This is a genomic window from Blastomonas sp. AAP53 (assembly GCF_000331245.1).
In the GTDB taxonomy this organism is placed as follows: domain Bacteria; phylum Pseudomonadota; class Alphaproteobacteria; order Sphingomonadales; family Sphingomonadaceae; genus Blastomonas.
In genome coordinates, this window is the sequence record NZ_ANFZ01000009.1 from 55221 (window position 1) to 67389 (window position 12169).

Annotated in this window: 10 protein-coding genes; 4 read left to right on the forward strand and 6 right to left on the reverse strand. The window is 61.2% G+C overall.

Features of this window, described 5'->3' with window-relative positions:
• Positions 1–30 precede the first annotated feature (30 nt).
• Both D618_RS0107165 and D618_RS0107170 read right to left on the reverse strand, forming a co-directional pair.
• A complete protein-coding gene (locus tag D618_RS0107165) occupies positions 31–1596 on the reverse strand; it encodes a proton-conducting transporter membrane subunit (protein WP_238550613.1) in 1566 nt (521 codons plus the stop codon).
• Positions 1597–1705: 109 nt separating this feature from the next.
• Positions 1706–2635, reverse strand: coding sequence for a LysR family transcriptional regulator (locus tag D618_RS0107170; protein WP_017670825.1), 930 nt, complete (start codon positions 2633–2635; stop codon positions 1706–1708).
• Between the two features lie 302 nt (positions 2636–2937).
• Here D618_RS0107170 and D618_RS0107175 point away from each other — a divergent pair, with 302 nt between their 5' ends.
• Together D618_RS0107175 and D618_RS17970 are read left to right on the forward strand one after the other, a co-directional pair.
• Positions 2938–3903, forward strand: a complete 966-nt coding sequence (locus D618_RS0107175) for a hypothetical protein (protein ID WP_152414584.1) — start codon at positions 2938–2940, stop codon at positions 3901–3903.
• Positions 3904–3906: 3 nt separating this feature from the next.
• Positions 3907–4308 (forward strand): metalloregulator ArsR/SmtB family transcription factor, encoded by a 402-nt coding sequence (locus tag D618_RS17970; RefSeq protein WP_017670827.1) that lies wholly within the window; start codon positions 3907–3909, stop codon positions 4306–4308.
• A 48-nt stretch (positions 4309–4356) separates the two neighbouring features.
• On the opposite strand, the gene D618_RS0107185 is transcribed toward D618_RS17970, so the two are convergent.
• On the reverse strand, positions 4357–4560 hold the full coding sequence (locus D618_RS0107185; protein ID WP_017670828.1) for a hypothetical protein: 204 nt from the start codon (positions 4558–4560) through the stop codon (positions 4357–4359).
• A 51-nt stretch (positions 4561–4611) separates the two neighbouring features.
• On the opposite strand from D618_RS0107185, the gene D618_RS0107190 reads away from it, so the two are divergent.
• Complete coding sequence (locus tag D618_RS0107190) at positions 4612–6816, forward strand: PAS domain S-box protein (protein ID WP_152414585.1); 2205 nt, start codon at positions 4612–4614, stop codon at positions 6814–6816.
• A gap of 321 nt (positions 6817–7137) precedes the next feature.
• On the opposite strand, the gene D618_RS0107195 is transcribed toward D618_RS0107190, so the two are convergent.
• From D618_RS0107195 to D618_RS0107205, 3 genes are read right to left on the reverse strand one after another with little or no spacing between them, the layout of a single operon-like run.
• A complete protein-coding gene (locus D618_RS0107195) occupies positions 7138–8754 on the reverse strand; it encodes a bifunctional 3-(3-hydroxy-phenyl)propionate/3-hydroxycinnamic acid hydroxylase (protein ID WP_051041287.1) in 1617 nt (538 codons plus the stop codon).
• A 10-nt stretch (positions 8755–8764) separates the two neighbouring features.
• On the reverse strand, positions 8765–9625 hold the full coding sequence (locus D618_RS0107200; protein ID WP_343207521.1) for a fumarylacetoacetate hydrolase family protein: 861 nt from the start codon (positions 9623–9625) through the stop codon (positions 8765–8767).
• 13 nt (positions 9626–9638) lie between these two features.
• Positions 9639–10460 (reverse strand): VOC family protein, encoded by an 822-nt coding sequence (locus D618_RS0107205; RefSeq protein WP_026091405.1) that lies wholly within the window; start codon positions 10458–10460, stop codon positions 9639–9641.
• Between the two features lie 222 nt (positions 10461–10682).
• Between D618_RS0107205 and D618_RS0107210 the strand changes: the two genes are divergently transcribed.
• Positions 10683–12146, forward strand: a complete 1464-nt coding sequence (locus D618_RS0107210; RefSeq protein WP_017670833.1) for a carotenoid oxygenase family protein — start codon at positions 10683–10685, stop codon at positions 12144–12146.
• Positions 12147–12169: the final 23 nt, after the last annotated feature.

A 12169-nucleotide genomic window follows, 5' to 3' on the forward strand; every position in this document is an offset into this window, starting at 1 on the left:
GGCAATCTCCTCATGGGTCGGCAGGGGGGGTCACAGCGTGCGCCGCAGCGCCCAGCCGCTCAGCAGCCGGTCGAACAGCGCGTTGGCATACAGGCCGTTGGACAGGTGGACCCGCAGGCCCGCCGCAGCCGGGTGATAGGCCCACAGCGGGAACATCGACTGGGCAAAGGCAACCAGGCCAAAGCTTACCACCGCCAGAACGATCAGCACCCATTCCAGCGGGCCGGGGGCAGGGGCGGCGGGCAGGGTCCCCAACATCAACCGATCGGCCAGAATATGCAGCATGAAATAGCCCAGCGACGCGACCAGCGAATATGCGACCATGCGGCGCATCAGCGCGACCGGGGCCGCGCCTGCCAGCCCTTGCGCCAGCAGATAGGCGACGCCGAAGATCAGGATGGCTCCCAGCGCGTTCGATTGGGGCGACTTTTCCTGAAAGTCGAACGCCCAGCCCATCGCGACATAGATGGCAATGGCAGCGATAAAGGCGCTGGTCACCGCCGCCGTACCGGGAATGGCGACCGGTCCCGGCCGCCGCAACGCCGCGATCCGCTCGACCGCGCCGCCCGAAGCGAGGAAGCTGTGCGCCTTGTACAGCGAGTGGGCAATGATGTGCAGCATGGCCAGCGGGAACAGCGCCAGGCCGCATTGCATGATCATGAAGCCCATCTGCGCGACGGTGGACCAGGCCAGCGAAGTCTTGACCGCCGGCTGGGTGAGCATCACCAGCCCGCCGAACACGGCGGTAAACCCGCCCACCATCACCAGCCCCGCCATCACCGAAGGCGACAGCAGCAGGACATCGGCAAAGCGGATCAGCAGGAAGCCGCCGGCATTGATGACCCCGGCATGGAGCAGGGCGGAGACCGGCGTCGGCGCTTCCATCACCTCGGTCAGCCAGCCATGCAGCGGGAATTGCGCTGATTTGAGGGCGGCAGCGATCGCCAGGCCGAACACCGCCAGGGTCACCCTGGCATCACCTTCGCCGGATCGCGCGGCATCGAGGATGCTGCCGATGTCCCCGGTGCGATACAGGGTCGCCAGCAGCACGGCAGCGCCAATCAGCGCGCCATCGGCGACCCGCGCGGTCAGGAATTTCTTGCGGGCGGCGCGCCGGGCAGCGGCGCGGTGCGGATAGAACAGCAGCAGGCGGTGCAGGCACAGGCTGGTGGCGACCCACGCCAGCACCAGCTGCACCAGATTGCCCGAAAGCGCGAACAGCAGAACGCTTGCCAGCGTGAACGCGAGCCAGGCCTGGAAAAAGGCGCGGCGCGGCTCTTCGGCCATATAGGTGCGGGCAAAGCGCAGCACGATCCAGCCGATAAAGGCCACCAGCACCATGATCGGCAGGCTGACCGCATCAAGCCGGACGGAAAGCCCTGCGGTCTGCCAGACCAGAAGATCGGTGGTGACCGGCCCGACCTGCACGATGCGGACGATTGCTGCTACGCCCAGCGCCAGGCAGGCGAGGGCGCCGGCTTCCAGTGCCATTCCGGTCAAGCGCGCATGACGGTCTCCAGCAAGCAGCGCCACCAGACCCAGGCCGGCAAAGGTGGTGATCGCCAGAGCGAGGCAAATCGCGATGTCCATTGTCATTTCCGTCTCCGTGCCGCCCCGTCGGAGGCGAAGCGATCGGCTGCGGATACCGCCAGGCACTCGCTTCGGAAAATTCAATGAAACTAAGATAAGGTTCTCTAAAACAGAACTAGCCGATTTTGGCGATCTCCAGCAGCTGGTCGACGAGGGGATGCGGAAAGCGCCGCGACTGGGTCATCGCGTAGAAGGATTCGGTCAGGCCGGGGATCACCATGATCTCGTGCAGCAGTCCCGCATTCAGTTCGTCGCGGACCACGATCGGCGGCACCACACCGATGCCGGTGCCGGCGCGCAGCAACAGGCGCAGCATCGCCATGTCGTCGGCCTCCGCCACGATGTTGGGCAATATCCCCAGCCGATCGACCATCAGGTCGAAATCTGCACGCACGCCGCTATCCTTGGCCGGGACCACCAGCCGCATGGTCAGTAACATGTCGCGCAGTGCCATCCGCGTGACATCGACACGCTGCGGCCCGATCAGGCTCACCGGCGCCTGATCGACAAGGTGCGCAACCCAGTTCGTGGCACTGTCGCGAAAGGGCAGGCGGTTGGTCAGCAACACGTCCAGCTCGTGCGCCTCCAGTGCCTTGACCAGGTCGCGTGGCGAGCCGGAGCGGATGACCAGATGGACATCGTCGCGACCGACCATGGGGGCCAGAAAACGCATCTGAAAGTTGCGGGACAGCGTGGAAAGCGCGCCGACGCGCAGGTGCCGCCGGTTTGCACCACTGCCGCCGGCAAAGGTCGCCATCATCTCGTTGGCGGTCTCGAACATGCTATCGGCATAATTGAGCGCCACCCGGCCGGCCTCTGTCAGTTCCAGCCTGCGTCCTCGCCGCTCAAACAGCTGATGGCCCATGCTTTCTTCCAGCAGGCGGATCTGGGTCGAGAGCGCAGATTGCGAGACATTGAGCCTGCGCGCCGCGTTGGTCAGGTTGCCATCATGCGCCACGGCATGGAAGTAGCGAAGGTGCTTGAAGTTGAGGTGCATCGATGCGGTTGCCTCACGCAATTCATAAAATACGAACGATATGTCCATTTTATTGAATTTCCGCGAAATCCGCAATCCGTTTAGGCGATCCCTGGTCAACGCCCGATACGAGGTTCACCAACATGGAAGCACGCCCCGAACAGCCTGATCTCCCCACCCATTCCCCTCAGGCTGAACATGGCGGCACCCCTGACCGGATGTCCGCAGGTCCATCCGGTCAGGGGTCATCTGGCCGTCATCGCCCCGCGCTTTCGATTGTCGCCGGTCCCAAGCTGACGCTCGGCCAGACAAGCAGGCCAATGCCTGAAGACTGGCAACAGGCGCTGGGCCAGATTGCCGGTTGGTTGGATATGGACATCCAGATGACACCCGTCCGGCCAGCCGGCGATCTGCGGCGCGCAACTGCATGGGCCACATCGATTGCGCCCGCGCCTTGCGTCTTTGCGCCATGGCAGACAGCCTCGCCGGTGGGGCTTCAGGGCAATGCCAGGACAGCGCTGCCGAACGCTCATTGGGTGGCGAGCTATCTGTGCGATCACGGCGCCGACAAACCCTTGAAAGGTCGCAGGCTGGACGTGATGCTGATGTCGCCGTTGCCAGCGGTCTGCATCAGGGATGATGCGTGCGACGCGCCCATGCCGCGCCCCGTCGTCATGCAGGCGATGCTGCAGGCGGCGCAGCGTGAAGGTCGCCGGCGTGTCGCCATCGTGGTCGATTCGCAGCGCCGCAATCCGATGGTGCGCCGACTGCTGCTGACTGGGCGCGCAGCGTCACGCGACGAGCAGGAAATCGAGGTTCTCTCCATCGAGGAGGCCTTGTGCCATCTGGTGCGGCACGCCGGACGCTGGGATGCCATCATGGTCATGCCCGATCTGCGCAGCCTGATCTTTGCCATGCTGGCAGAGACCACCGGCATCTGGAGCCCCTGGCCGATGCTGTGGCATCAGCGGGGACTGCGCAGCATCGCCAGCGAAGTGCTAGACGATAGCGATGCAGTTCTGCCGCTCAACGCGCCGCTGCTGGTCCAGGCCCTGGCGCTGGCGGCCGCAGATGCGGGGCTGGGCCGTGTCGCGCAGCGTCTGCTGCAGGGCGCTGCGCGTGTCTGGGATCGCGGTATCGTCACCCAGGGCAGGGGGTCGCCCGCACCTTATGTCACCTGCGTGAGCGATGACGAGTTTATCATGCAGCTATGCCGGGACAGGCAGGGGATGCCACGCAATCCCATGGAGTGGCGCGCAATTGCCACAGCCCAGCCCGCCGTTCGGCGCAGCGCCCGCCCGGGCCTGCGCGTCGTTTCCCTCGATGCAGGCCAATAGCCCATGCCAAGCCGCACGATTGTCGCCAACGAACTTGCCACTGTGCTGCGTCAGATTTCGCATCCAGACCGCATCCGGTTGATCCAGAAGCTCCGCGTCGGTGACCAGACCGTCAACGAAATGGCCGCAGCGCTCGATATCACCCCCACACGCCTGTCCCAGCATCTGGCGGTGCTGCGGGCGATGGGACTGGTGGATATCAGGTCGATTGGCCAGAGTCGGTTCTATCGGCTGACTCAGCCGCAACTGGCGTTGTGGCTCATCGATGGCATCGATTTCATCGCGCACCGCATCGGCCGGGTCAGCCAGAGCGATGTCGAGCATGCCAAGCAGCTGTGGGAGGCCGATTGCGCAGACCCTGTCAGCCCGACCGAGCACGACGGCGTCGCTTCCATCGCAGTATGATGCAAATCCATCGCCGTTCTTGCGGCACGTGAGCCATGGCGCCCACAATCAGCGCGGCGAGCGCTGACCCACCCTGACAGGAGCGTTCAGCTGTCCGGGTGGGCTGCACCGCGCCTTGGAATCGCCCATCGTCTTCAGCATCCGTCGCCATGGCGCGACATCGGCCTTGACCATGCAGCGCCTGATCGGCCGCACTGGCGCTACGGCGCGAATGCCGCCATCGCCGGCGCTCCCCAACACGCGAAAAAACACGGCAGCCCGTGTGCGATTTTACCAAATTGTTCTGCAATCCGGTGTGTCCGCATGTCAGGAGCGGTGCTTGTCACCCGTCGAGTTCGAACAGCAGCAGGTCTCTGCCTCGAAAGCGTCTGGGAATTCAGCGGCTGTTCGGTCTTCCAACTCTGCAGCGCGACCGTTACCGTGGCCCATGGCATCCTGATTTCAGCGCGCCGAGAAAATGTGTTTCGAACCTTAGAAGAAAGCCATCGCATGAAGGACGTTATCGGGATTTCAAGCGAACGCCTTGGCCGGATTGTTGAGGACGCAGCCAGCGAAGTCTATCTGTTCTCACCCGACGATTACCGCTTCATTCTGGTGAACCGCGGTGCCCGGGAGAACCTGGGTTTTTCGATGGAAGAGCTTCGGAACCAGACGCCTTGGAACATCAAGCCCGAGATATCGCAAGAGGCGTTTGTGCAACTCGTTCAGCCATTGGTGTCCGGCGAAGTGCCCCAGCTCGACTTCGAGACCGTCCATCAGCGCAAGGACGGCTCCCGCTATGATGTGGCGATACAGCTGCAGCTGATCGAAGCCGACAGCGGATCCGTATTCTATGCCGCCGTGAAGGACCTGCGCGAGCTTCGGCAAACCCAGGCGGCGCTGCAGGAGAGCACCCGGAGACTGGACGCGATCCTCAGCAACACCACCATGGCCATCCTGATGATGGACGAACGCCAGCACTGCGCCTTCATGAATGCGGCTGCCGAAAAGTTGACGGGTTTCACATTCGCCGAGACCCAGGGCAAGACCCTGCATGAGGTGGTGCACCACAGCTATCCGGACGGGCGGCATTTCCCGATCGATGAATGCGCGATCGACCGTGCCTTTCCGGAAAACAACCAGACCCAGGGCGAAGAAATCTTCATCCACAAGGACGGCAGTTTCTACCCTGTCGGGTTTACCGCATCGCCGATGAAGGACGAGCAGGGCACCACGATCGGCACGATCATCGAAGCTCGCAACATCGCGCAGGACCTGGAGGATCGAGCCGCCAGAGAGGCGTTCAACCAGACGTTGAAGGATAGCGTGGAGGCGGCGCTCCGCGAAAGGAAAGTGATCGAGGCGCAGCTGGTACAGTCACAGAAGATGGAGGCTGTAGGCCAGCTGACCGGGGGCATTGCCCATGATTTCAACAATCTGCTTCAAGTCATCGGCGGCAATCTTCAACTTCTGGAGAAGGACCTGGCGGGCGACGAGCGCAAGCTGCGGCGCGTGGAAAATGCCTTGGCAGGGGTGCGCAGGGGGTCAGATCTTGCCTCGCAGTTGCTGGCGTTCGGCAGGCAGCAGGCCCTGAGCCCCAAGCCCGTCAACATCGGCCGCCTCCTGCGCGGCATGGACGACATGCTGCGCCGTGCACTGGGCGAAGCTGTCGAGATCGAAACCGTCATTTCCGGCGGGCTGTGGAACTGTCTTGCCGATACCACCCAGGTCGAGAATGTGATCCTGAACCTTGCGATCAACGCACGCGATGCGATGGAGGGCCGGGGCAAGCTGACGATCGAAGCCGGCAACGCCTCGCTGGATGAGAGCTATGCGGCGCAACATTCCGAGGTCAGCGCAGGACAATATGTCATGCTTGCCATCACCGATACCGGCGGAGGCATTCCGAAGGACATCCTGGAGAAAGTGTACGATCCGTTCTTTTCGACAAAGGCGCCGGGGAAAGGGACCGGACTGGGGCTGAGCATGGTCTATGGCTTCGTGAAACAGTCTGACGGCCATGTGAAAATCTACAGCGAGGAAGGAGAGGGGACGACGGTTCGAATCTATCTGCCGCGCACCCGTCAAAAGGAAGAAGTTACAGTCCCCGAAACGCGTTCGACCCCGCATGCCGCTGCCAATGAGGTCATTCTGGTGGTGGAGGACGACGACGCCGTCAGGGCAACCTCGGTCGCGCTACTCACAGACCTTGGCTACACCATCCTGGAGGCCAGCAATGCCGCCGACGGCCTGGCCATCGTCAACAGCGGGGTCCATATCGACCTTCTGTTCACCGATGTCGTCATGCCGGGCGAGCTCAGGAGCCCCGAACTGGCCCGCCGCGCCAAGCAGAAGCTGCCGGCGCTCGAGGTCTTGTTCACGTCCGGGTATACGCAGAACGCGATCGTCCACGCGGGTCGTCTCGACGACGGCGTCGAGATGATCGCCAAGCCTTTCACGCGCGAACGGCTCGCCAACAAGATCCGCGCCGTGCTTGATCTTCGCAAAGACCCTGACGCTCAGGCCTGAGGCCTCGCCAGCAATGCGCCGGACACCGGAGGCGCGGCGGCAGGAGGCCGGACGTCCAGCGTCTGTGAAGTTGCACGCCTGAACGGCCCACATTCCTGCGGCGAGCTTGGAGCCGTTGCGCAGGGACGAATTCCCGCCAACCCCGGCGATACAGTTCCACAGGTCTTGCACGTGGGGCTGACCTCTCGCCGGGTCTCTGGGCATTTCGGGTCAAATGTTGCCTACCTGCAAGATCGACTACCGCCTAGAAGCGGCTGTGGAAACGCCGGTACCTCGCCAGCCATTCGGCCTTTGGCGCGCAGTGATGCCAGTTCAGGTTCGTCACAGCATCAAGGTATAAAGTCTCGATGCTACGGCATCCATGTCTGCAGCCACAAATGTCGTCAAGACATACCGGTCTGGACGGACCAACAGGACACGATTGCGGTCCCCGCCCGCTGCTGTGAGTAGAATGTCTTTAGCATCGACAATCACGTCGTGTCCGCCACCAACCACTGCGCTACCCGAGGATGATACAAGCACGCTCTTGGGGTTCAGTTTCGCAAATATCGGGTTGCGCTGTTGATCAAAGGACGCCTTGACCGCCTCATCAAAGAAAATGATCGAAAACCCGTCACCCAAGACATCATCGAGCAATGCCTGTGTACCGTTAGACCGCAAAACCAGGGGTTGAGGCAGCAGGCGGCCCACCAGAGTATGGCGCGCGCCGCGCTTGTCCGGAATTATGAAGCCTTCCTCGAACCGCGGCTTGGGTTTATATTTCATCTGTGCGAAGTAATCGCGGCATCGCGGCCACAACCCCATGATCCTGAAGCCTGTCTGGATGAAGTGCCCAACGGCGCGGTTGCGAGGCCCCATGATCCGCCCCATGCGCAGCGCCAACTGGATCATGTCGCGCACATGTTCGCGGCGTTCGCTTTGATAGCTTTCCAAAAGCCGCGCAGGTGAACGCCCCGCTGTTACCGATGCAAGCTTCCAGGCCAGATTGTGTGCATCGCGAATACCGCTATTCATCCCCTGCCCAGCAAAAGGCGGCGTCAGGTGACAGGCGTCACCCGCCAGAAAGACGCGTCCCACGGACCATTTTGGCGCCAATCTTGCGTGGAAGGTATAAACCGTCTTGCGGCAAACACGACTGTTGGGATGCGCGCCATGAGCCGCCAGCAAGGCATTCACGGATTCCGGTTCAACAATCGCTTCCGGGTCTTCGCCGGGTAGCAATTTGAATTCGAACCTGCGCGTCTGGTTCGGCCCGGGAAGCGCGATACAGGGGCGCGCAACATCGCAGAAAACAAGCGTTTCCTTGCTTTGCGTCGGCGAACTATCCAGATCGACGATCAGCCATTCTTCCTGAAACGTTTCACCGTCCAAACTCAACCCTAGTGCGGAGCGCACCGCGCTGCGCGCACCATCTGTGCCAACCAGATAGTCGCACCGCACCGATCGGTGTGCGCCGGTTTGATCGACCAGTTCGACAGCGACGCCAGTCTCATCCTGCTTGAAGGTCCTTAGTTCGCAGCCGAACCACGTTTCGACACTCGCAGAATTGGCAAGTGCATCGCGAAGCTGGGCTTCGAATATCGGTTGGCGAAACGCGTTTCGGCGCGGGTAGCCATATGGCTGTTCGCTGGGCTCGACCTTCAGGAACAGGCGGCCTTTTGGCGTATAATATTCCGATCCATAACCGGCGACAATTTCGGTCAACACCGTGTCTATCACGCCTGCTGCTTGCATTGTCCGCAAGGATTCGTCGTCGATGGAGACCGCGCGTGGCTCCTGGACTGTCGTTGCGTTGCGCTCCACCAGCAGCGCGCGGGTGCCATAGCGTGACAGCAGATTGGCCAGCGTCAGCCCGGTCGGTCCCCCGCCGATCACTATGACAGGATAGTGATCGGCAAGTGGCCCCTGGGAGGCGTCGTTTGAACTTCCGGCGGACATGGGCTTTTTCTTAGGCTTCGGCGTGAACCGGGTTGATCAGCAGGCCAATGCCCGGAATGTCGACTTCCACGGTATCCCCCGGCTTGAGCCACAATGGTGGCTGGCGCTTTGCGCCGACACCCCCCGGTGTGCCGGTGACGATCACATCACCAGGAGCCAGGTGCGTGAACGTGGAGATATAGGCGATGAGCTGCGGTATTGGAAAAATCATGTCAGCCGTTGGCTGAGACTGCACAACGGTTCCATTCAGCCGCGTGGTGACTGATAGCGTTGCAGGGTCGGGAATTTCGTCGGGCGTCACCAGCCAAGGACCAAAAGCGCCGGTACCGGCAAAGTTCTTGCCAGGGGTAAATTGCGTCGTGTGCCACTGCCAATCGCGCACCGATGCATCGTTGTAACAACTGTAGCCGGCGACATGCTGCAAGGCGTCTGCTTGGGCTATATTCTTGCCCGCCTTCCCGATCACAACGGCCAGCTCGCCTTCATAGTCCAGCATGGTTGATACCTTGGGCATGATGATGGGCTCACCATGGCCCATCTGGCTATCGGCAAAACGGACGAAAATGGAGGGGTAGCTGGTCTTCGCGCGACCAGTTTCCTGCCTGTGGCTTTCATAGTTATGCCCAACGCAAAAGATCTTGCCCGCATTGCCGATGACGGGCGCAAACGTCAGGTCTTGCAGCGGGATCCGAGGGGCCTGTGGCGCAGCCAGCTTCACAGCTTCCATCGCGTCGGCCGCAATCACCGCCTTCAGATCGGGGAAGCGCTCCTGCAGAACCGCTCCGATATCGATCAGAAATTCGCCTTCGACGATGCCATAACTTGCCAGGCCGCCGATGCGGACACTTCCCAATTTCATCTTTTTCTCCAAAAATAGTAGTGCTTTAGCTGCGAAGCAGGCCCTGGCCCCAGCTGTTCAATGTGCGCTGTTCGTGCGGCCATTTGCCAACCGGCCGGTCATGCGCGACGGTTTCAAGCTCGGCGGAGATTTCCACCCAGTTGCCATCGGGATCATGGACAAACAGAAACAGGTTGTTGCCGGGACCATGCCGTCCTGGCCCCCACTGGATCGCGATATGCTCCGACGCCATGTGGTCGCCCCAGTCTCGGATCATGTTCCAGTCTGTGGTTTCGTAGCAGTGGTGATCGAGCCGGTCCTGTGCGGCCTTGAACACGGCAAAGCTGTGGTGCTCATCGCTGCACCGCAGGAACGACGTTCGCACACCACCTTCGCTGTCAACAACATCGTCTGACAGGGTGAAGCCGAGCGCATCGATAAAGAAACGCACGATCTTTTCAGGGTCGCGACTTGCAACCACGACATGCTGCAACCGAGCAGGCATGCCATCCGCGACAGGACCGCCGTCAGGATTGTCCTGCGCAACGCCAAACACCAGCCGGTTGCCATCGGGATCGACCGTCTCGATCGCATCGGCCAGCAATACTGACGCGACCTCGTGAAACATGGCGCCCGCATTGCGAATTCTGTCTTTAAGACGCTCCAGTTCGTCCCTGTCGGGCACTGCGAAACCCGCACTGACGAGGGATCTGGCCGGGCCCTCGAGAAAAATCAGGTGACGCTCGGGGCCACGGGCGATGATGGCAGCACCACAAGGTTGAAGGCGATAACCCATGGCCCGTGCGTAGAAGTCGGCTGTCTGATGCGGATCGGGGCTGGCCAGGGCAAGATAGCGCAGGCTCGCCACAAGTGTATCAAGTGGGCGGCCCCACCGAACGGGCGCAGAAGACATACCTTGCTCCACAGACAGAAACCGACGAACGCATCGATTTTCACAACATAATTCCTACATATCCGGAATTATGTTGTCAATCGACGATTGTTCGGTTTATGTCTGCCGCGTGCTGACGGCTTCCATGCCAGCCGCGATAATAGCATGCTCCCAAGGCGGGGCAGATCGGAGAGGTATATGACGGTCAAATTTCCTTCGACGCCGGACTTTGTCGGGGCGCTTTATGCGCCCTCGCGATTTGAAGGCTCCATTCGCGATCTGGAGGTTGAGGGCGAGATTCCCGCCGAACTCAACGGCACGTTCTTTCAGGTTTCGCCAGATCCTGCCTATCCCCCCATGCTGGGTGACGACATTTTCTTCAACGGTGATGGCGCGGTCACAGCCTTCCGGTTTGCTGGTGGCCATGTCGACATGCAGAGGCGATATGTCGAAACCGACCGCTTCAAGGCGCAACGCGCAGCCCGCAAATCACTGTTCGGGCATTACCGCAATCCCTATACCGATGATCCGTCCGTCGCAGGGCTGAGCGGCGGAACCGCCAACACGAACATTGTGCCATTTGCCGGCAAGTTGCTGGCACTCAAGGAAGACAGTCTTCCGGTCGCGATGGACCCCGATACCCTGGAAACAATCGGCAACTGGGACTTTAACGGCCAGATCGGCAACACGCCGTTCACCGCCCATCCCAAACGCGACCCAAGCAATGGCAGCCTGCTCGCCTTCGGGTACGAAGCAGGCGGCCTGGCGTCGCGTGACGTGGTCTATTACGAGTTTTCTGCCGATGGCACCAAGCGGCGGGAAATATGGATCGAAGCACCCTATGCCAGCATGATCCATGACTTTGCGGTCACACCGAATTTTGTCGTTTTCCCGATTGTGCCGATCACCGCCGATGGCGACAGGATGGTCGCAGGCGGGCAGCACTTCGAATGGCAGGACGATCTGCCATTTCAATTCGGCGTCATGCGCCGCGATGGCGATGGCAGCGACATCCGCTGGTTTACGGCGCCTGCCTGCTTCCAGGCCCATGTGCTGAATGCGTTCGAAGATGGTCACAGGATTCATCTCGATATGCCAAGCTCCAGCGGCAATATCTTTCAGTTCGTCCAAAAAATCGGCGCGCCTGCTCCCGCACCACACACATTCCATTTCGAGCTCACGCGCTGGACCTTCGATCGTGCCTCAGACGGTCGGGATGCGACGCGGCAGACCCTGTATGATGCGCCGTGTGAATTTCCCCGCTGCGATGATCGTGTTGTCGGCCTTCCTTATCGTCACGCCGTGATGCTCGGCTGTGACATGAGTTTGTACGCGATAGATCGCCTGGGTCCGCCGCCATGGCAGTTCTTCAACCAACTGGTGCACATCGATGTTGTCGCCGGCACGGCTGAAACCTGGTGCGGCGGAGATGCAGAATGCTTCCAGGAAGCCACGTTCGTGCAACGTGGTGAAAACGCACCGGAAGGAGATGGCTACATACTGGCCCTCCTCAACCACCTCGAAACACACACGACGGAACTTGTCATCCTGGATACGCAGCGCGTTGATGCAGGCCCGGTTGCGCGGGTAAAGTTGCCGGTGCGCATGCGAATGAGCCTGCATGGCAATTGGGTCCCCGGCAAGAACATCGCGGCCGCCTAGCCCCGCCAATCCCATTCGAAAGG

Excerpts from the sequence above, each read along its gene's own strand:
- D618_RS0107190 (WP_152414585.1), top strand. The coding sequence starts at position 4,612 with ATGTCAGGAGCGGTGCTTGTCACCCGTCGAGTTCGAACAGCAGCAGGT.
- D618_RS17970 (WP_017670827.1), top strand. The coding sequence starts at position 3,907 with ATGCCAAGCCGCACGATTGTCGCCAACGAACTTGCCACTGTGCTGCGT.
- D618_RS0107170 (WP_017670825.1), bottom strand. The coding sequence starts at position 2,635 with ATGGACATATCGTTCGTATTTTATGAATTGCGTGAGGCAACCGCATCG.
- D618_RS0107165 (WP_238550613.1), bottom strand. The coding sequence starts at position 1,596 with ATGACAATGGACATCGCGATTTGCCTCGCTCTGGCGATCACCACCTTT.
- D618_RS0107210 (WP_017670833.1), top strand. The coding sequence starts at position 10,683 with ATGACGGTCAAATTTCCTTCGACGCCGGACTTTGTCGGGGCGCTTTAT.
- D618_RS0107195 (WP_051041287.1), bottom strand. The coding sequence starts at position 8,754 with ATGTCCGCCGGAAGTTCAAACGACGCCTCCCAGGGGCCACTTGCCGAT.
- D618_RS0107175 (WP_152414584.1), top strand. The coding sequence starts at position 2,938 with ATGGACATCCAGATGACACCCGTCCGGCCAGCCGGCGATCTGCGGCGC.